The organism is Streptomyces kronopolitis, from assembly GCF_050953795.1.
In the GTDB taxonomy this organism is placed as follows: domain Bacteria; phylum Actinomycetota; class Actinomycetes; order Streptomycetales; family Streptomycetaceae; genus Streptomyces; species Streptomyces kronopolitis_A.
In genome coordinates this window covers 5873943-5893231 of sequence record NZ_CP191850.1, presented here as the reverse complement: position 1 = coordinate 5893231, position 19289 = coordinate 5873943, and the positions used below count along the sequence as shown (strand labels likewise).

At 72.8% G+C, this 19289-nt stretch carries 15 protein-coding genes; 5 read left to right on the top strand and 10 right to left on the bottom strand.

The features are described from left to right. Positions 1-106: 106 nt before the first annotated feature. From ACQP17_RS26185 to ACQP17_RS26175, 3 genes are all read right to left on the bottom strand, one after another. A complete protein-coding gene (locus tag ACQP17_RS26185) occupies positions 107-346 on the bottom strand; it encodes an RNA-binding protein (protein WP_168481574.1) in 240 nt (79 codons plus the stop codon). A gap of 2 nt (positions 347-348) precedes the next feature. After that, positions 349-789 (bottom strand): 30S ribosomal protein S16, encoded by a 441-nt coding sequence (gene rpsP, locus ACQP17_RS26180; protein ID WP_006602842.1) that lies wholly within the window; start codon positions 787-789, stop codon positions 349-351. Between the two features lie 156 nt (positions 790-945). Next, a complete protein-coding gene (locus ACQP17_RS26175; RefSeq protein WP_329145944.1) occupies positions 946-1536 on the bottom strand; it encodes a hypothetical protein in 591 nt (196 codons plus the stop codon). A 534-nt stretch (positions 1537-2070) separates the two neighbouring features. Here ACQP17_RS26175 and ACQP17_RS26170 point away from each other — a divergent pair. Both ACQP17_RS26170 and ACQP17_RS26165 read left to right on the top strand, forming a co-directional pair. Then, a complete protein-coding gene (locus ACQP17_RS26170; RefSeq protein ID WP_433858462.1) occupies positions 2071-2931 on the top strand; it encodes a methyltransferase domain-containing protein in 861 nt (286 codons plus the stop codon). 94 nt (positions 2932-3025) lie between these two features. Beyond that, a complete protein-coding gene (locus tag ACQP17_RS26165; RefSeq protein ID WP_433858461.1) occupies positions 3026-4030 on the top strand; it encodes a phosphotriesterase family protein in 1005 nt (334 codons plus the stop codon). 92 nt (positions 4031-4122) lie between these two features. Here the strand turns inward: ACQP17_RS26165 and ffh are convergent, their stop codons facing one another. From ffh to nsdA, 5 genes are all read right to left on the bottom strand, one after another. Next, the gene (gene ffh, locus ACQP17_RS26160; protein WP_433858460.1) at positions 4123-5679 is read right to left on the bottom strand and encodes a signal recognition particle protein; all 1557 of its coding nucleotides are present in this window, start codon (positions 5677-5679) and stop codon (positions 4123-4125) included. A 119-nt stretch (positions 5680-5798) separates the two neighbouring features. Further along, entirely contained in the window at positions 5799-8369 is a 2571-nt protein-coding gene (locus ACQP17_RS26155; protein ID WP_433858459.1) for a [protein-PII] uridylyltransferase, read from the bottom strand. Between the two features lie 220 nt (positions 8370-8589). Then, the gene (locus ACQP17_RS26150; protein WP_364878826.1) at positions 8590-8928 is read right to left on the bottom strand and encodes a P-II family nitrogen regulator; all 339 of its coding nucleotides are present in this window, start codon (positions 8926-8928) and stop codon (positions 8590-8592) included. Then, a complete protein-coding gene (locus ACQP17_RS26145; RefSeq protein ID WP_433858458.1) occupies positions 8925-10265 on the bottom strand; it encodes an ammonium transporter in 1341 nt (446 codons plus the stop codon). Before ACQP17_RS26145 ends, ACQP17_RS26150 begins: the two co-directional genes overlap by 4 nt. Before the next feature lie 362 nt (positions 10266-10627). After that, positions 10628-12112 carry a transcriptional repressor NsdA gene (gene nsdA, locus ACQP17_RS26140; RefSeq protein ID WP_433858457.1) on the bottom strand — a complete coding sequence of 495 codons (1485 nt, stop codon included), beginning with the start codon at positions 12110-12112 and terminating at the stop codon, positions 10628-10630. 481 nt (positions 12113-12593) lie between these two features. Between nsdA and ACQP17_RS26135 the strand changes: the two genes are divergently transcribed. Continuing rightward, positions 12594-13262, top strand: coding sequence for a bifunctional DNA primase/polymerase (locus ACQP17_RS26135; protein WP_433858456.1), 669 nt, complete (start codon positions 12594-12596; stop codon positions 13260-13262). A gap of 143 nt (positions 13263-13405) precedes the next feature. Here ACQP17_RS26135 and ftsY read toward each other — a convergent pair whose 3' ends face one another. Further along, the gene (gene ftsY / locus ACQP17_RS26130; RefSeq protein ID WP_388086487.1) at positions 13406-14635 is read right to left on the bottom strand and encodes a signal recognition particle-docking protein FtsY; all 1230 of its coding nucleotides are present in this window, start codon (positions 14633-14635) and stop codon (positions 13406-13408) included. 446 nt (positions 14636-15081) lie between these two features. On the opposite strand from ftsY, the gene ACQP17_RS26125 reads away from it, so the two are divergent. After that, on the top strand, positions 15082-16584 hold the full coding sequence (locus ACQP17_RS26125) for a purine-cytosine permease family protein (protein WP_433858455.1): 1503 nt from the start codon (positions 15082-15084) through the stop codon (positions 16582-16584). Positions 16585-16683: 99 nt separating this feature from the next. Next, the gene (locus ACQP17_RS26120) at positions 16684-17703 is read left to right on the top strand and encodes an LLM class flavin-dependent oxidoreductase (RefSeq protein WP_433858454.1); all 1020 of its coding nucleotides are present in this window, start codon (positions 16684-16686) and stop codon (positions 17701-17703) included. Between the two features lie 136 nt (positions 17704-17839). Here the strand turns inward: ACQP17_RS26120 and ACQP17_RS26115 are convergent, their stop codons facing one another. Continuing rightward, a complete protein-coding gene (locus ACQP17_RS26115) occupies positions 17840-19258 on the bottom strand; it encodes a sugar porter family MFS transporter (RefSeq protein ID WP_433858453.1) in 1419 nt (472 codons plus the stop codon). Positions 19259-19289: the final 31 nt, after the last annotated feature.

Here is a 19289-nt window from a genome sequence, read left to right as displayed (position 1 = left end):
CTGTTCTCTCCCTTGCCAGTGCCCGCGGCACCGTCCGGTGTCCGTGGACGACTACGGGCCGGGGCGGGCCGGCGGCCCTCCCCGGCCCGAGCCGGTGTTCAACTTGTCAGCGGACCTGGTCCACGTCGACGAGGTCGACGCGGATGCCCCGTCCGCCGATGGCGCCCACGACGGTCCGCAGCGCGCGGGCGGTACGGCCGTTACGGCCGATCACCTTGCCGAGGTCGTCGGGGTGGACCCGGACCTCGAGCACGCGCCCGCGGCGCAGGGTGCGCTCGGCCACCTGCACCTCGTCGGGGTTGTCGACGATGCCCTTGACGAGGTGCTCGAGGGCTTCCTCGAGCATGCTCAGGCCTCGGTCGACTCGGAGGTGGACTCGGCCGCAGCCTCGTCCGCCTTCTTGTCAGCCTTCTTCGCCTTCGGGGTGATGGCCTCACCCTTCGGCTCGTCGCCGGACGCCTTGGCGGCCGCCTCGAAGAGGGCGCGCTTGTCGGCCTTCGGCTCGGCGACCTTCATCGGCGCCGGGGCGGGCAGACCCTTGAACTTCTGCCAGTCGCCGGTGACCTTGAGGATGGCCATGACGGGCTCGGTCGGCTGCGCGCCGACACCCAGCCAGTACTGGACACGCTCGGAGTCGACCTCGATGCGCGAGGGGTTCTGCACCGGGTGGTACAGGCCGATCTCCTCGATGGCCCGGCCGTCACGGCGGGTACGGGAGTCGGCGATGACGATGCGGTAGTGAGGCGCGCGGATCTTGCCCAGACGCTTCAGCTTGATCTTGACTGCCACGGAAGTGGTGTCTCCTGGTCTTGACGTGGTGGGGCACAACGGGATGCCACGTGGGGTTGCGGTACTCGGGGTGCCCGATGGACGCGTCAGCCGGAGGAGAGAGGGGTCCTGTGCGACTGTCGAGTACAGCCAGCCATTCTGCCACACCCGCTCGGCTCAGCCGACCGCGGCCACCTCGGGGATGCGGAAGGGCTTCCCGCAGCCGCCGCAGACGATCGGCGCCTGGGCGAGCACGGACGGGACGACCCGGACATTGCGCCCGCAGTCGCAGACGGCCTTGACCCGGACGCCGCCCCCGGAGGAGCCGTGCCGCGCGGCGGGGCCGCGGAAGCTGCGGGAGGTGTCCGTGGCGGTGGCGGCGGTGTGCGCCTTGAGGGCCCTGGCCAGCCGTTCGATGGTGGGGCGGTAGCGCCTTCTGGCTTCGGGGTTGAGCGTGACCAGGGAGAAGCCGCTGCTGGGATGCGGCTCGTCGACGTGGTCCAGGCCCAGCTCCTCGGCGATCGCCAGGAACCGGCGGTTGTGGTAGCGGCCTGCGCGGGAGGTGTCACGGACGCCGCGGGCGGCGGCGATGCCGTGGACAGCCTCGTGGAGCAGACGTTCGAAGGAGAGTTCGGCGCCGCAGGCGGACGAGGACTCTCCGATCAGGGACTCGGGCGCGGCCAGGTCCGGCAGCTCGGGGTGGTGCCGTTGAATATCGGCCCAGGCGAGTGCCAGCTCGGCGGCGAGGACAGGCGGTGTCGTGCTCACGTCGTGACAACGAGCCGGGGCCGTCGAGTGTTCCGATTCCGGGGCATCCCAAATAATTTGCACGTACCAGTCAGTTTCCGGTCATGAGTCGTGCCGAGGGCGGGTGCGCCGATCTGCGCAGAAGCCACTCACCGGGCCGCAAGCCGGTACGTATCACCGCGTACGCCGCATGGCGTAGCCGGTCGTATACGGCGCGAGGATCACCGCGGCGATGGTACGGGGCGTACCTGTGCCCGCCGACACCGGGCCGCATGCCCGCGGGGCGACGGCGGACGGTGGTGAACCGGAGGGCGCCCGGGAGCCCGGCGGCGGTCGTTGCCGTGGCGGAACGGCGTCGGGCGGGGCAGGCTGAAACGGCGCTCCAGGGCGCGCGGGCCCGGCGCATGGAGGGGCGCGCGGGAGACAACCCCGGCGCATCCCCTGGACGCTTGGACGAATGCGCAGTTGTCTGGTTCGCGGGGGCGCACCACGCGCGAACACGGGGGCGATCGGTACGGAACAGCTTCGGGTTCTCGGCGAATAGGGGCGCTATCGATGTCACCGACGCTCGTGCGGCACCAGCTTCCGCACTCCGGATCCATGCGCTGCGACGATCCGTCCGCTCCGGCCCGGTCACGGCGTACCCGTGACTGGGCCGAGATCCAGGAGCGGATGCTGATACCGCTGTACGAAGCCGCGTACGACCGCCTGGGTATCGGCTCGGGCACCCGGTTGCTGGGGCTGGGCTGTGGCTCCGGGCTGGCGCTGCTGCTGGCGGCGGGGCGCGGCGCGCAGGTCAGCGGGGTGGATGTGGACGAGTCCCGGCTGGAGCTGGCGCGCGAGCGGCTCACGCCGGAGGGCAGGCCGGAGCACACCCGGCTGGTCAGCGGCGGGCTGGAGGCCGCGGCGCCCGGGGACGCCGCCTTCAACGTGATCACGGCGTTCCACCCGGTGGGCTGTGTGAGCACGGTCGAGGGGCTGACGGCCTCGCTGTCCGCGGCGGCCGGGCTCGCGGAGCGCGGCAGCGCGGTGGTGCTGGGCGGCTGGGGCCCGGTGGAGCGCTGCGCCACGGCCGGGGTGCTGCGGGTCGCGCAGCGGCTGGCCGGTCCGCGGGACGGGCGCGCGGCGGGCGCCGGCTGGCGGCCCAGCCGCCGGGACGATCTGGAGGAGCTGGCGGACCGGGCGGGGCTGCGGCCGGACGGCTCGGGCCGGGTGGCCTGTCCGTTCGGGTACGCGGATCCGGCGAGCGCGGTGCGCGGGCTGCTGTCGACGGGGCTGTTCGACGCGGCGCTGGCGGTGACGGACGAGCGTCAGGTGGCCAAGGAGCTCGCGGAGGCGCTGCATCCGTATCAGCGGGCGGACGGGACGGTGTGGATGCCGAATGTGTTCCGTTATCTGATCGCGCGGACGCGGTAGCCGCCGGTCCCCGGTCCTGGAGGGAAGGACGGCCGCCCATGGACGCACAGCTGCCGGCCGGTCATCCGCCGCCGGCGCGGAGCCGGGTGCCTCGATGAGCGCGCTGCTGCAGACCGTCGCGGGGCCGCTGCCCGTCTCCGAGGTGCGGGGGCCGGTGCTGTCGCACGAGCATCTGGCGCTGGATCTGACCCGGGGGGCCGACAGTGCGGCGACCCTGACGCCTGGGCACCGGGCCGCGATCACCGAGGAACTGGTGGGGCTGCGCGACGAGTTCGGGCTCGCGCTGGTCGTCGAGCTCACCTGCCGGGGCATGGGGCGCGATGTGGCGGCGACGGCCCGGATCGCCGCGGACTCGTCGGTGGCGGTGGTCGCCGCGACCGGCTGGTACTACGAGCCGGTCCGCCCGGCGGAGCTGAGCCGCACCAGCCCCGAGCAGCTGGCCCGGACGCTGGTCGGGGAGATCGAGCGCGGCTGCGGCGGTTCCGGGATCCGTCCGGGGGTGATCGGTGAGGTCGGCAGCCACGGTGAGCTGCCCACCGGGACGGAGGCGCGGGCGCTGCGGGCGGCGGCGCTGGCCGCCACGGCGACCGGGCTGTCGGTGGCCACCCATGCGCGGTTCGGCCGGGGCGGCCTCGCCCAGCTGGAGTTGCTGACGGCGGCCGGGCTGGCGCCGCACCGCGTCAGCATCGGCCATCAGGACCTGCTCGACGACCCGGCCGTGCACCGGGAGCTGGCGGCGTCCGGGGCGTATGTCGCGTTCGACACCGTCGGCAGGGAGGGCTATCGCAGCGACCGGGTGCGGCTGCGGCTGCTGCTGGCGCTGCTGGAGTCGGGGTTCGCCGACCGGGTGCTGCTGAGCTGCGACGTCTGGCGGCACGGCTATCTGGTGAGCGAGGGCGGCATGGGCTACGGGCATCTGTTCCGGTCCTTCCTGCCGCGGCTGCGGGCGGCAGGGGTGGACGAGGAGACGATCGACGGGCTGACCCGGCGCAATCCGCTGCGGTTCCTCACCGGTTCGGGCGGGGCGAGCGGTGCGCAGGCGGCGGAGGGGCGGGCTCCGGTGGCCGGCGGGCGCCCGGCGGACGGCTCCGGGCGCTGAGCACGGGGCACCGCGACGAGCCCCGGCCGCGTGCTGCCGGCCGGGGCTCGTGAAAAGCGGAGGGGAAAGCGGAGGGGTGAGCCGCCCGGGGCTCAGCCCATGAACTTCTTGAACTCCTCGGGGAGTTCGAAGTTCTGCGGGTCCTGGCCGCCCTGCGGCAGGCCCAGCGGGTTGCCGGACTGGGCGGCCTCGCGGCGCGCGGCCGCGGCCTCCTCCTCGGCCTTGCGCTTCATCGGGTTGCCGCTCTTGCGCTTGCCCTTGGCCTGCTTGACCTGCTTCTTCTTGCGGGCGCCGCCCCCCATGCCAGGCATCCCCGGCATGCCGGGCATCCCGGGCATGCCGCCGCCCTGGGCCATCTTCGACATCATCTTGCGGGCCTCGAAGAACCGCTCTACCAGGCTCTTGACCTGGCTGACGTCGACACCCGAACCCTTGGCGATCCGGGCCCGGCGCGAGCCGTTGATGAGCGTCGGCTCCTGGCGCTCGGCCGGGGTCATCGACTTGATGATGGCGGCGGTGCGGTCGACCTCGCGCTCGTCGAGGTTGTTGATCTGGTCCTTCATCTGCCCCATGCCGGGCAGCATGCCGAGCAGCTTGGAGAGGGAGCCCATCTTGCGGACCTGCTCCATCTGGGCCAGGAAGTCGTCGAGGGTGAACTCCTTGGGGCCCTTCGCCAGCTTGGCCGCCATCTTCTCGGCCTCGTCCTGGCTGAAGGTCTGCTCGGCCTTCTCGATCAGGCTGAGCATGTCGCCCATGCCGAGGATGCGGGACGCCATGCGGTCCGGGTGGAACGCGTCGAAGTCGTCCAGCTTCTCGCCGTTGGAGGCGAACATGATCTGCTTGCCGGTGACATGGGCCACGGACAGCGCCGCACCACCACGGGCGTCACCGTCGAGCTTGGAGAGCACCACACCGTCGAAGCCGACGCCGTCGCGGAAGGCCTCGGCGGTGTTGACCGCGTCCTGACCGATCATCGCGTCGACGACGAAGAGGACCTCATCGGGGCTGACCGCGTCCCGGATGTCCGCGGCCTGCTGCATCAGTTCCTGGTCGATGCCCAGGCGGCCGGCGGTGTCGACGATGACCACGTCGTGCTGCTTGGTCCGGGCGAACTCGAGGGAGTCCTTGGCCACCTGGACCGGGTCGCCGACGCCGTTGCCGGGCTGGGGGCCGTAGAAGGCGACCTCGGCGCGCTCGGAGACGACCTGGAGCTGGTTGACGGCGTTGGGGCGCTGGAGGTCACAGGCGACCAGCAGCGGGGCGTGGCCCTGCCCCTTGAGCCAGCGGCCGAGCTTTCCGGCGAGGGTGGTCTTACCGGCACCCTGCAGACCCGCCAGCATGATCACGGTCGGCGGGTTCTTGGCGAACCGCAGCCGCCGGGTCTCGCCACCGAGGATGCCGACGAGCTCCTCGTTGACGATCTTGATGACCTGCTGGGCGGGGTTCAGCGCCTGGGAGACCTCGGAGCCGGTGGCGCGCTCCTTGACCTGCTTGATGAAGGCCCGGACGACGGGCAGGGCGACATCCGCTTCGAGCAGCGCGATACGGATCTCGCGCGCCGTGGCGTCGATGTCCGCCTCGCTCAGGCGGCCCTTGCCCCGGAGGTTTTTGAAAGTACTCGCCAAGCGGTCGGAAAGCGTATCGAACACGGCGGTCGTCGATCCTCGGGGTCGGGGGCGGGGTGCAGTCGGCTTCTAGGGTATCCGGCTCCGCAAGGGACACGTCCCTGCCCTGTGGACGGGTGCGTGCGGCGGCGCGGGCCGTGCGGCTACCCGAGGGCGCGCTGCACGGCCGCCGCCAGCTCATGGGCCGCGGTGTCCGTGAGCGGCTCCCCGTCCGGCCCCGTGACATAGAACGCGTCCACCGCGTTCGCGCCCAGGGTGCTGATGTGGGCGCTGCGCACGGTGACACCGGCCGTCTCCAGGGCGCGGCCGATGCGGTGCAGCAGGCCGTGGGCGTCCTGGGCGCGGACCTCGATGACGGTCGCGGTGCGGGAGCTGCCGGTGACGGCGGTGACCCGGGGCGGCGGGGCGAGCACCGCGCGGGCCCGGCGGGCGTAGGCGCGTTCGCGCTCGGCGAGACGGGTGGGGATGTCGAGGGAGCCCTCCAGCGCGCGGACCAGGTCGACGCGCAGCCGGTCGGCGTCGGGCAGCGAGCCGAACTCGGCGGCGACCCGCCAGCCGATCAGCAGGATCGGGTCCCCGTCACCGTCACCGTCCTCGGAGTCGAGTTCGAGGAGGTCGGCGGCGCGGACGGTGAGCCGGTGCAGGGCCAGCACCCCGGCCGCCGCGGGCAGCACACCCGTGGAAGGGGGGCCCATGGGGTTGGCCGAGGGGCGGTGGCCGCGCGACGGGTGGGCGGGGACGGCCATGAGCAGTTCCACGCCGACCGGCTGCCGGGCGCGCTCGCCCTCGACGGAGTCGTCCCCGGGCCCGGCGGGGGGGTCGGCGCGGGCGTGCAGCGCGAGGACCGGGCCGTCGGTGCGCCGGGCCTCCGCGGCCAGCCGGCGCTGTTCGTCGGTCGGCCCGTCCGCCGGGCGCGCCTCCTCGGCGGGCTCCCCGGCGAGCCGGGCGGCGACCCGTTTGACCAGGTCGGCGACGAGTCCGCCGCGCCAGGCGCTCCAGGCGGCGGGCCCGGTGGCCAGGGCGTCGGCCTCGGTGAGGGCGTGCAGCAGCTCCAGGGTGCCGGTGTGGCCGACCGCCTCGGCGACCGCGCCGACGGTCGCCGGGTCGTCCAGATCGCGCCGGGTGGCGGTGTCGATCAGCAGCAGGTGGTGGCGGACGAGGGTGGCGATGACCTCGGTGTCGCGGGCGCCGAAGCCGAGCCGGGCCGCCACGTCGCGGGCGATGGTCTCGCCGGCCACCGAGTGGTCGCCGGGCCAGCCCTTGCCGATGTCGTGCAGCAGGGCGGCGATCAGCAGCAGGTCGGGGCGGTGCACCCGGCGGGTGAGCGCGGAAGCCCGCACCGCGGCCTCGATCAGATGGCGGTCCACGGTCCAGGTGTGGACGGGGTTGCGCTGGGGGCGGCAGCGCACGCGCTCCCAGTCGGGCAGCAGCCGGGTGACGAGGCCCTCGGCCTCCAGGGCCTCCCATACGGGCACGGTGTGGGCGCCGGCGCCGAGGAGGGTGATCAGCTGCTCACGGGCCTCGGCCGGCCACGGCACCGGCAGCGGGCGGGTGGCGGCGGCCGTGGCGCAGCGGCGGATCGCGGCGGTGGCCAGCGGCAGTCCGGCCTGGGCGGCGGCCGCCGCGGCGCGCAGCACCAGCACCGGGTCGCGTTCGGGCCGGGCGGTGCGGGCCAGCACCGCCTCGCCGTCGAGTTCGACGACGCCCTCGGCGAGCGGCGAGCGCTCGCCCTTGCCCGCGGCGCGCCCGTGCAGCAGCCCGCGCAGCACGGGCTTGACGGAGCGGGCGCGCAGCACCCGGCCGACCTCGCGCCAGGTGACGTCGGCCGCGTAGGAGATGGTGCGGGCGGATTCGTAGGTCTGCCGCAGCAGGGCGTCGGCGTCCAGCACGCCCAGGGACTCGGCGACCTGGGTGTGTTCCTGGAGGGAGAGCCGGTCGGTGGCGCGGCCGGTGGCCAGGTGGAGGGCGTCGCGGGTGTCGAGCAGCCGGGTGCGGGCGGCTTCCAGGCCGCCGCGCGGGGCGTCGGCGAGCCAGGAGGCGGCGACCGCCCGCAGCGCGGTGGCGTCCCGCAGCCCGCCCCTGGCCTCCTTGAGGTCGGGTTCGAGGAGGAATTGCAGTTCCCCGTGCCGTTCGGCGCGCTCCTGGCACAGGTCGTGGAGTTCGGGGAGCCGCTTGGGGGCGCTCTCGCGCCAGTCGGCGTAGGCGGTGCTGCGCAGCGCGGCGGTCAGTTCCGCGTCGCCGGCCAGGTGGCGGGCGTCGAGCAGGCCGAGCTGGACCTTCAGGTCGTCGCGGGCGGCCTTGCGAGCCTCCGCGGGGGTGCGGACGGAGTGGTCGAGGTCGAGGCCGAGGTCCCAGACGGGGTACCAGAGGTGGTCGGCGAGCGCGGCCAGGGCGCCGGTGTCGGCGCGGCCGTCGTGCAGCAGGAGCAGGTCGAGGTCGCTGCGCGGGGAGAGTTCGCCGCGGCCGTAGCCGCCGACGGCGACCAGGGCGGTGCCGGTCAGGCCGGCGGCGGGGGCGTGCCGGGTCAGCAGGCCGGCCAGCCAGTCGTCGGTCAGCCGGGCGAGGGCGGCGCGGCGGTCGGGCCCGGCGGGGGCGTCGTCCCGCAGGAGCCGCAGCCGGGCCGCGGGGTAGCCCCCTGCCGCGACGGGCGCGGGCTCGCCGCCGCTGTCCGGCGTTCCGGCCGGTCCCGCCGTTTCCTCGACGCTGTCCGTCACCGCGCGCTCCTCGCTCGTGTGGTCCCCGTCGTTTCGGCCGTCCCCGCCGTCACCCTCGCCCCGTGTCGCCGTTCCCGCACCGGCCGGCCGTCCCCGCACGCCGTCCCAGTCTGTGCCGGTGCGGGGTGTGCGGCCACCGCTGCCGGGGCGGGCCGGCCGCGAGTGCGGCCCCGGAGGCGGCGGGCGCCTCCGGGAGCCGCGGGCCGCAGCCGGGGCGCCGTCACAGCGCGTCCGGCCCCCGCTCGCCGGTCCGCACCCGTACCGCGTCGTCGACGGGGACGCTCCACACCTTCCCGTCGCCGATCTTGCCGGTGCGGGCCGCCTTGACGACGACGTCGACCAGTTCCTCGGCGTCGGCGTCCTCGACCAGCACCTCGATGCGGATCTTCGGCACCAGATCGACGGTGTACTCGGCGCCGCGGTACACCTCGGTGTGCCCGCGCTGCCTGCCGTACCCGCTGGCCTCGGTGAGGGTCAGTCCGTGCACCCCGAATGCCTGGAGGGCGTCCTTCACCTCGTCCAGCCGGTGCGGCTTGATTACTGCCGTGATGAGCTTCACGCGTCCACCTTCTTCGTCAGGGACTCACCGAGTCCCGGTCCCCTGCGGCCGACCGTGCCGCCGCCCGCGCCGGTGAAGTCGTACGCGGTCTCGGCGTGCGCGGCCTGGTCGATGCCGGCGACCTCCTCGTCCTCGCCGACCCGGAAGCCCATCACCAGGTCGATGACCTTGGCAAGGACATACGAGACGACCAGCGAGTAGAGCAGCACGCAGACCACACCGACGGCCTGCCGGCCGAGCTGTTCGAAGCCGCCGCCGTAGAACAGGCCCTTGGCCTTGCTCTGCACCCCGCCGGTGGCGAAGAAGCCGATCAGCAGCGAGCCGACGACACCGCCGACGAGGTGGACGCCGATGACGTCCAGGGAGTCGTCGTAGCCGAGCTTGTACTTCAGATTGACCGCCATGGCGCACAGCACACCGGCGATCGCGCCGACCGCGATGGCACCCAGCGGGCTGACCGCGCCGCAGGCCGGGGTGATGGCGACGAGTCCGGCGACCGCGCCGGAGGCCGCGCCGAGCGTGGTGAACGAGCCGTGCCGGAGCTTTTCGTAAGCCAGCCAGCCGAGCATCGCGGCGGCGGTGGCGACCTGGGTGTTGACGAAGGCGACCGCGCCGATGCCGTCGTCGTTGCCGAGCCAGGAGCCGGCGTTGAAGCCGAACCAGCCGAACCACAGCAGTCCGGCGCCGAGCATGACCAGCGGCAGGCTGTGCGGCCGCATCGGGTCCTTCTTGAAGCCGATCCGCTTGCCGACGACGAGGAGCACGCCGAGCGCCGCCGCACCGGCGTTGATGTGCACGGCGGTGCCGCCGGCGAAGTCGATGACCTTCAGTTCGTAGAGCCAGCCGCCCTCGCCCCACACCCAGTGGGCGACGGGGAAGTACACGACGGTCACCCACAGGGCGATGAACAGCGCCCAGGCGGTGAACTTCACCCGGTCGGCGAGCGCACCGCTGATCAGCGCGGGTGTGATGACCGCGAACATCAGCTGGAAGACCGCGAAGACGTAGACCGGGATGGTGCTGGTGCCCCACAGCTCGGTCAGGCCGATGTGGGCGAGGCCGGCGAAGTCGCCGTTCCAGCCGATGAAGCCGCCCTTGTCGGTGCCGAACGCGAGCCCGAAGCCGTACAGGACCCACAGGATGGTGACGATGCCCAGGCTGATGAAGCTCATCATCAGCATGTTGAGCACGCTCTTGACCCGGACCATGCCTCCGTAGAAGAAGGCGAGGGCCGGCGTCATCACCATCACCAGTGCGGAGCAGATCAGCATGAATCCGGTGTTGGCCGGGCTGAGTGTCACCTTGTCTGCGGCAAGCGTCAGGATGCCTGGGGGCATCGGCGTCTCCTCGTCGTCGATGCGGCCCGTGCGGGCGTGTTTCTGGTGGGCCGACTTCGCGTTGAGGTTGTCGCAGCACGGTTTCGGCCAAACCTTGCGGGTGTTTCCCCGCCGTGACGAAGAACGCCTTCGTGTTACGCCCCCGTGAACAGCGGGATCGATACCGCATTCACCCGTTCAACCCACCGAAATCCCCCATTGCGCGACCCGCACGGCGTCCGGCCACCTCCGCGAAAGCGGCGCCGTTTAGGCGCAAAGGAGAGCCCGGCCGCGGCTGCCGCCCCTCGTGACCTGGCATGGGGGAGCCGAGTCGGGCTGTACGGGGCGGCGGCCGCGGCCGGTGTCTTGGGGGAGGCGTGCCGTCAGACGGCCTCCGCGGATTCCGGCAGCTGGCGGGTGAGCTCGTCGCTGAGCCGGATCACCTCGGCGACCTCGCCGAATTCCCGCGCCGCGGTGTCGACGGTCTTGCGCAGCCGGGTGTTCACCCGCTCCGAGCGGACCTGCCGGGCGAACGGGATCGCCTGCTGCGCCATGGCCGCGCAGGCCTCGGGCTCCTTCTGCAGCAGATGCACGGTGGCCATCCCGATGAGGTTCAGCGCATACGAACGCTGGTGCTCGGCGTCCTTGCCGAACAGCTCCACCGCGCGCGCCATGACGGGCTCGGCGAGCGAGGCGTAGGTGGGGCTGCGGCCGGCGACATAGGCGAGGTCGCGGTAGGAGTGGGCGTTCTCCGCGTTCAGTTCGGCCTCGGAGAAGAAGCGGATCCAGTCCGGCTCTGGCTCGCCGGGCAGGGCGTCCGAAAAGGTGTCCTCGGCCATCCGCACGGCCCGCTTGACCTTGCTGGGCTGGCCCATTCCGGCGTAGGCACGGGCCTCCATCGCATACAGCATCGCCTGGGTGCGCGGGGTGGCCGTCTCCCGGCTGCCGTACTGGGCGAGGTGGATCAGCTCCAGCGCGTCGTCGGGCCGGCCGAGGTGGATCATCTGGCGGCTCATGCTGGAGAGGATGTACGAGCCCAGGGGCCGGTCGCCGGCTTCCTTGGAGGCGTGCAGCGCCAGCACGAAGTACTTCTGCGCGGTGGGCTGCAGGCCGATGTCGTAACTCATCCAGCCGGCGAGTTCGGCCAGCTCGGCGGCGACCTTGAACAGCCGCTTGGCCACCGGGGCCGGCTGCGGCTCCTGGAGGAGGTCGGTGACCTCGTGGAGCTGGCCGACCACGGCCTTGCGCCGCAGCCCGCCGCCGCACTGCGCGTCCCACTGGCGGAACATCACGGTCGTCGACTCGAGCAGGTCCAGCTCCGGCTCGGACAGCCGGACGGCCCGGCGGAGCCGGTCGGGCTCCGCCGGCCCGGTCTGGCCCGCGGGCACCGGGACCAGCCAGCGCTGCATCGGCTCGATGAGGCCGGGGCCGGCGGCGAGGGCGAGCGAGGTGCCGAGGAAGCCGCGGCGCGCCAGCATCAGGTCGCTGCGGGAGAACTCGCTGATGAGGCCGACCGTTTGGGCGCCCGCCCAGGGCAGGTCGACGCCGGAGACGGACGGGGACTGGTGCGCGGAGCGCAGCCCCAGCTCCTCGATGCCGACCACGCAGCCGAAGCGCTCGGAGAACAGCTCGGACAGGATCCGCGGAATGGGCTCACGCGGCTGCTCGCCGTCGAGCCAGCGGCGCACCCGTGAGGTGTCGGTGCTGATGTGGTGGGCGCCCATCTGGCGGGCCCGGCGGTTGACCTGGCGCGCCAGCTCGCCCTTGGACCAGCCGCTGCGCATGAACCACGAACCCAGCTGTGCGTTGGGTTGTTTGACGGCGTCGGTGCCGCCCGGTCCGCCGTTGCCGCCCACTGGAGCCCCCATTCCGAATCGCTGCGTTGGTGCCGTTACCCGCTGCCCGCTATGTGCGGCGAACCACCCACGGACTGCCGCCCGTTGCGGCGCGTGTCCGGGGTCCTTCTACCCGATCACGGATTCCGGGCACACCTTTTGGCCTGGGCTCGACCCGTGCGTTGCCATCGGCATACCCGTGCGAAGAGTGCCTCGCGGGGTTCATGCACCGAAAGTAATCCTACGATCACGCCCGCCGCGAGGGCGACCGGGGAAACGCCACCATTCGCCACCCCTTCGAATGAACTCCCCACCGGGCTCTCGCGATTGACTTGACACAGGTCGAACGCGGCCGGGCGGAGCGGAGCGCGCAAGGGCTCACACGGCGCTCCGCACCACCCGGCCCACCACGTCGCACCACCGGCACCGCGGACGGTCGACGGAGCGTGAACGGCGCCACGACGTCAACCCACCGACTCGTAACCACTGGCACGCACCACCCGTTGGAGGGGGTATGGGCTTCACGATCGGCGGCATCCGAGAGATTCGTTCCGGCTCCCGGCGCCGCGCCCGCTCGTCGGAGATCTCGGCGGTGGCGGAGTACACCGGGCTGTGGGGCTGGGACGTCGCCCCCGGCGCCCGGGCGGTGCGCGCGGGCAGCGGCCGGACGGACTGCTCGTGCGGCGCCGCCGACTGCCCCTCCCCCGGCGCGCACCCACTGGCCTTCGGCGAGGAGCTGCCGGCCGGCGCCACCTGGGAGAAGGCCGGGGTGGCGTGGGCGGAGACACCGGGCGCCGCGATCCTGCTGCCGGTGGGCCGCACGTTCGACATCCTCGACGTGCCGGAGGCCGCGGGCCGGCACGCGCTGGCGCGGCTGGAGCGCCTGGGCCTGCCACTGGGCCCGGTCACCCTGACCCCGACGGGGCGCGCGCAGTTCTTCGTCGCCCCCGGGGCGGCCGCGCAGCTCCCGGACCTGCTCTACCGCATGGGCTGGGACGACGCCGCGCTCGATCTGCGCCCCCTGGGCACCGGCGACCACCTCACCGCTCCGCCCTCCGACCTCGGCGGCCGCGGTCCGGTGCGCTGGCTGCGCCCGCCCACCCTGGACACCGCGGACCGGCCGCCGCAGGCCCGGCTGATGGTGGGCATCCTGGCGTACGTCTGCCACCGCTCGGCGGTCTGAGCGGCCCCGCGGGCGAGCCGGGCTCCGGCACCTGTCGCACGCCTCGGCCCCGGCCGGGTCCCGGAACGACCCCGGCCCCCGGTACCCGCCGTGTGCGGGTGCCGGGGGCCGGGCTGCCGGGGCGTGGCCTCCTCGTGGCGGCGTCAGTCGATCAGGGCGTCCACGAAGGCCTCGGGCTCGAACGGCGCCAGGTCGTCCGCGCCCTCTCCCAGACCGATCAGCTTCACCGGCACGCCCAGTTCACGCTGGACGGCGACGATGATGCCGCCCTTGGCGGTGCCGTCGAGCTTGGTGAGCACCACCCCGGTGATGTCCACGACCTCGGCGAACACCCGGGCCTGGACCAGGCCGTTCTGGCCGGTGGTGGCGTCCAGGACGAGCAGCACCTCGCCGACCGGGCCGTGCTTCTCGACGACCCGCTTGACCTTGCCGAGCTCGTCCATCAGTCCGGTCTTGGTGTGCAGCCGGCCGGCGGTGTCGATGAGGACGACATCGGCGGACTCGGCGATGCCCTCCTTCACCGCGTCGAAGGCGATCGAGGCGGGGTCGCCGCCCTCGGGTCCGCGGACGGTGCGGGCACCGACCCGCTCGCCCCACGTCTGGAGCTGGTCGGCGGCGGCGGCGCGGAAGGTGTCGGCGGCGCCGAGGACCACGGACCGGCCGTCGGCGACCAGCACCCGGGCGAGCTTGCCGGTGGTGGTGGTCTTGCCGGTGCCGTTGACGCCGACGACCATCACGACGCCGGGGATCTCGTCGCCGCCGTTGCCGATGCCGTTGGCGGTGTGCACGGAGCGGTCGGCGTCCGTGCCGATGAGGGTGAGGAGCTCCTCGCGCAACAGCGCGCGCAGGTCCTCGGGGGTGCGGGTGCCGAGGACCTTGACCCGCTCGCGCAGCCGCTCGACCAGCTCCTGGGTGGGGGCGACGCCGACATCGGCGGTCAGCAGGGTGTCCTCGATCTCCTCCCAGGTGTCCTCGTCGAGGTGCTCACGGGACAGCAGGGTCAGCAGGCCCTTGCCCAGGGTGTTCTGGGAGCGGGAGAGCCGGGCGCGCAGCCGCACCAGCCGGCCCGCGGTGGGCTCGGGGACCTCGATCGCCGGGGCGGCGGGCGCCTCCGGCTCGGCGGCCGGTGCCTCGGCCGCGGGGGCCTCGGCGGTGGGCAGCGTGACTTCTTCGATGGTGCGACGCTCTTCGTCGCGGGGGGTTTCGGCCTCCTCGCCGACCTGGGGTTCGGCGGGGGGCGCGGTGACGGAGGATTGGGGGGCGGCCGGCGGGGACGGCGGCAGCTTCTTCTTCTTGCGGCCGCTGACGACGAGCCCGCTGATCGTGCCGAGCACGACCACGGCGATGATGACGGCAAGGATGACGGTTTCCATAACCCCCCCAGTATCAGCCACGCCCCGGCCCCGGGGACGGCACGCGCCGAATCCGGACGGGCTCCGGCGCGGGTGCGGGGTGGCCGGATCCAGCCCGTGAAGCCGGCTGCCGGGGGCGGACGGTCCCGCGCGGAACGAGGTAGGGATCCCGCCGTCCGCCGGCGACGGGGAGGGGCCGGGGATCCGGGGGCGCCGCTCCCCGGCGCCCGCGCGTTCCGCCTGGCCAAGACGGTCCGGCTGGCCTCTTCGACGAACCTGGGTGACACTCGTGGTCGTCGTGGGGTCCAACAGCGCAAAGTGGCGGAAGTTGGATCAAACTACGATGGCGAGCGGGCGCGCAACGCGCGTAGAGTCCTGGCAACCATTTCTGGCCAGGCACCACAGCCGCTGCCTGCACCTCCTGTCCGGGGGTGCCCCCCAGATCCCCGCACGGAGACACCAGCACCATGGGCACCACGCCGTCCACTTCCGCCCCCGCGCCCGAAGGCGCCGTCGAGACGCGCGGCATCGAGCCGGTTCCCGACCACGAACGCCGGGGCCGGGTCCGCGAACTCTTCCCCACCTGGGTCGCCGCCAACATCAGCGTGCTGCTGCTGACCATGGGTGCCGCGCTCGTGGTGAGCAACGGGCTGAACTTCTGGCAGGTCCTGCTGGTGGCCGCGATCGCCGCGGCCGTCGCCTTCGGGATGGTGGGCGTGCTGTCGGTCTCCGGCAAGTGGGGCGGCGCGCCCGGCGCGATGCTCTCGCGGGCCGCCTTCGGCGTGCGCGGCAACTACTTCCCCGGGGCGATCCTGTGGGTCGCCCGCTTCGGCTGGGAGACGATCAACGCGGTCACCGGCGCCTACGCGGTGCTGACGGTGCTGCGCCTGCTCTTCGGCATCGAGACCAACAACGCCCTGGTCGTCGTCACCCTGCTCGGCTTCGTGGCCGTCACCTACGTGGTGAGCGGCATGGGCCGCAAGGCGCTGAACGTCTGCAACAAGTACTCGACCTATCTGTTCGGCCTGTTCAGCATCATGGTGCTGGTCTACCTGATCGCCACGATGGACTGGGACGCCGTCTTCGCGAAGAAGGCCGGCACCACCGCGATGGTGATCGCGGGCGTCGGCACCATCGCGGCCGGCGGGATCAGCTGGGTGCCCACCGGCCCCGACTTCGCGCGCTACCTCCCGCACTCCGCGTCCGGCAGGAAGATCGTCGGCACCACGGTCTCCGGCGCCGCGCTGGTGCTGCTGCCGATGGTGCTGATGGGCGGCGTGATGGCGGTCTCCAACCCGGGGCTGGCCGGCCGGAACACCGACCCGATGTCGTTCCTGGGCACCATCCTGCCGTCCTGGCTCGCCGTGCCGTACCTGATCACCGCGCTGGTCGGCATGGTGCTGATCAACAGCCTGTCGATGTACTCCGCGGGCTTCACCGCCCAGACCATGGGCGTCAAGCTGCCGCGCGCCCTGGCGGTCAGCATCAACGCCGTCATCAGCCTGGTGGGCGGCCTGTTCATGATGCTGGTGGCCAAGGACTTCATCGGCCAGTTCATCGCCTTCCTGACGCTGCTGGCGGTCTCCTTCTCCGCCTGGATCGGCGTCTACGGCGTCGACATGGCCCGGCGGCGCAGGCTGGCGGTGCGCTACGACGCCGCGAGCCTGATGAACACCGGCCGCACCAGCCGCTACTGGTACACCGGCGGCTTCTGCTGGCAGGCCATGACCGCCTGGGCCGTGGCCCTCGTCGCGGGCCTGTGCTTCACCAAGGTCCAGTGGTTCACCGGCCCGCTGGCCACCACCTGGATCGGCGAGAACGGCCTGGGCTGGGCGGCCACGATCGCCCTCGCCGCGGTGGTCTTCGCCGTGCTGCCGGCCGCCCGGGAGACCGTCCCGGCGGCCGGGGAGGGCGCCCCGGCACCGGCGGACGAGCCCTCGGCGGAGCGCCGCCCGGCCGAGGTGGGCTGAGTCCGCCCGTCCCCGGCCGGCCGGTCCGTCCCCCTGGAAACCTGACGCACCGTCAGCTAACGTCCCCTTCGCCCACCGCCGGCGAAGGGGACGTCCGCTGTGACCGACGCGACTGCTGTGCCCGCCGTGCCCACCCCGACCGTGACGGTCCTGCGCTGCAACCTGGTCGATCCCGCGCCCACGCCCGCCACGCTGTCCGCCCGCTACCGCGCGGCCGTCGAGATGGCGGCGTTCGCCGACGACCGCGGCTTCACCATGGTCCAGACCGAGGAGCACCACGCCACCACCAACGGCTGGATCCCCTCCCCGCTCACCTTCGCGGGCGCCGTCTTCGGCGCCACCCGCCGCATCGGCGTCACCGTCTCCGCCCTGATCACCCCGCTGCACGACCCGCTGCGGCTGGCCGAGGACATCGCCTCGCTCGACCTGCTCAGCGGCGGCCGGCTGACCACCGTCGCCGGCCTCGGCTACCGGCCCGAGGAGTACGCGGCGCACGGCAAGGACTGGCGGCAGCGCGGCGCCCTCCAGGACGAGGTGCTGACGGCCCTGCTGTCGGCCTGGACCGGCGAGGCGTTCACCTACCGGGGGCGCACCGTCCGGGTCACCCCGCGCCCCTGCACCCGGCCGCACCCGCTGCTGCTGATCGGCGGCAGCTCACGGGCCGCGGCCCGGCGCGCCGCCCGCCTGGGGCTCCCCTTCTTCCCCAGCGCCCGTCTCCCCGCGCTGGAGGCCTACTACCACCGGCAGCGGGCGCACTTCGGCACCGAGGGCTGGGTGTGGCAGCCGCCCGAGCGGACCTCGCTGCTCCATGTCGCCGAGGACCCGGACCGTACCTGGGCCGAGTACGGCGGCCATCTGCTGCACGAGGCGATGACGTACGCCTCCTGGCAGTCCGCCGGCAGCCGCTCCGCGGTGCGCTCGTCCGCCCGGGACGTCGCCGCGCTGCGCGACGAGGGCGTCTACCGCGTCGTCACCCCCGACGAGTGCCTGCGCCTCGCCCGGCAGCCGGGCGGGGACTCGCTGATCCTGCATCCGCTGTGCGGCGGGATGCCGGTCGACGAGGGCTGGCGCTCGCTGCACCTCTTCGCCGAGCGGGTGCTGCCCCGGCTGACGGCCTGACGGCCGGCGGCGGGCGGCGGGCGGCGGGTTCGGGCCCCGGGACCGCCGGAGATCCCGGGCACAAAAACGGGTACTGCCCGGGGTCCCTGTTGACCCGAGGCAGTACCCGGTACCGAGGAGAAGGACTGGCGGGGGGTTAGCCCATCTCCTCCAACGCCTTGCCCTTGGTCTCCTTGACGTACCTCAGCACGAAGGGGATCGAGAGCAGGGCGAAGACCATGTAGATGACGTAGGTGCCCGAGAGGTTCCAGTCCGACAGGCTCGGGAAGCTGGCCGTGATGGCCCAGTTGGCGATCCACTGCGCGGAGGCGGCGACGCCCAGCGCGGCGGCGCGGATCTTGTTCGGGAACATCTCACCGAGGAAGACCCAGACCACGACGCCCCAGGAGAGCGCGAAGAAGAGCACGAAGCAGTGGGCGGCGATCAGGGCCACGGTGCCTTCGGTGGTCGGCAGGGTGCCGGCCGCGGTCTTGGCGGAGAAGGCCCAGGCCTCCAGGCCGAGCGCGACGGCCATACCCACCGAGCCGATCAGCGCCAGCGGACGGCGGCCGATCTTGTCGACGAAGATCATCGCGATCACGGTGCCGATGATGTTGATGATCGACGTGGTGAAGCTGTAGAAGAACGAGGCACTCGGGTCGATGCCGACGGACTGCCACAGCGCCGAGGAGTAGTAGAACGCGACGTTGATGCCGACCAGCTGCTGGAAGACCGAGAGTCCGATACCGACCCAGACGATCGGCAGGAAGCTCCTCTTGCCGCCGAGCAGGTCCTTGAACGACGACTTGTGCTCGCGGCGCATCGCGTCCTGGATCTCGCCGACCCGGGTGTCGAGGTTCACCGAGCGGCCCTCGACCTCGGCCAGCACCTCCTTGGCGCGGGAGACCTTGCCGACGGAGATCAGGTAACGCGGCGACTCGGGGATCACGAAGGACAGCAGACCGTAGAGCACGGCCGGGACGACCATCACGCCGAGCATCCACTGCCAGGCCTCCAGGCCGGCGATCTTGCCGCGCTGCTGGCCGTCGGCGAGGTTGAGGATGCCCCAGTTGACGAGCTGGGAGATGGCGATGCCGACGACGATCGCGGCCTGCTGGAACGAGCCGAGGCGGCCGCGGTAGGCGGGCGGCGAGACCTCGGCGATGTAGGCCGGGCCGATGACCGAGGCCATGCCGATCGCGAAGCCGCCGATGATGCGCCAGAAGGCGAGGTCCCACAGGGCGAACGGCAGCGCGGACCCGACGGCACTGATGGTGAACAGCACGGCGGCGATCTGCATCACCCGGATGCGGCCGATGCGGTCCGCGACCCGGCCGGCGGTGGCGGCGCCGATGGCACAGCCGATCAGCGCCACGGCGATCACCTGGGCGAGGACGGCGGACCCGACGTCATAACGGCTGCGGATCGCCTCGACGGCACCGTTGATGACGGAGCTGTCATAGCCGAACAGGAAGCCGCCCATCGCGGCAGCCGCGGTTATGAAGATGACATGGCCGAGGTGGTCGGGGTGGGCCTTGCGGCCTTCCGGGACCGTCGGCTGCGCGGTGCTGGTCAACGTGAACTCCAGTGGCCCGGCTGCGCTGCCG

Bases quoted from the DNA above. Each gene is read 5' to 3' on its own strand.
- ACQP17_RS26145 (WP_433858458.1), bottom strand. From the start codon at position 10,265: ATGCCCCCAGGCATCCTGACGCTTGCCGCAGACAAGGTGACACTCAGC.
- ACQP17_RS26185 (WP_168481574.1), bottom strand. From the start codon at position 346: ATGCTCGAGGAAGCCCTCGAGCACCTCGTCAAGGGCATCGTCGACAAC.
- ftsY (WP_388086487.1), bottom strand. From the start codon at position 14,635: ATGGAAACCGTCATCCTTGCCGTCATCATCGCCGTGGTCGTGCTCGGC.
- ACQP17_RS26125 (WP_433858455.1), top strand. From the start codon at position 15,082: ATGGGCACCACGCCGTCCACTTCCGCCCCCGCGCCCGAAGGCGCCGTC.
- ACQP17_RS26170 (WP_433858462.1), top strand. From the start codon at position 2,071: ATGTCACCGACGCTCGTGCGGCACCAGCTTCCGCACTCCGGATCCATG.
- nsdA (WP_433858457.1), bottom strand. From the start codon at position 12,112: ATGGGGGCTCCAGTGGGCGGCAACGGCGGACCGGGCGGCACCGACGCC.
- ACQP17_RS26135 (WP_433858456.1), top strand. From the start codon at position 12,594: ATGGGCTTCACGATCGGCGGCATCCGAGAGATTCGTTCCGGCTCCCGG.
- ACQP17_RS26165 (WP_433858461.1), top strand. From the start codon at position 3,026: ATGAGCGCGCTGCTGCAGACCGTCGCGGGGCCGCTGCCCGTCTCCGAG.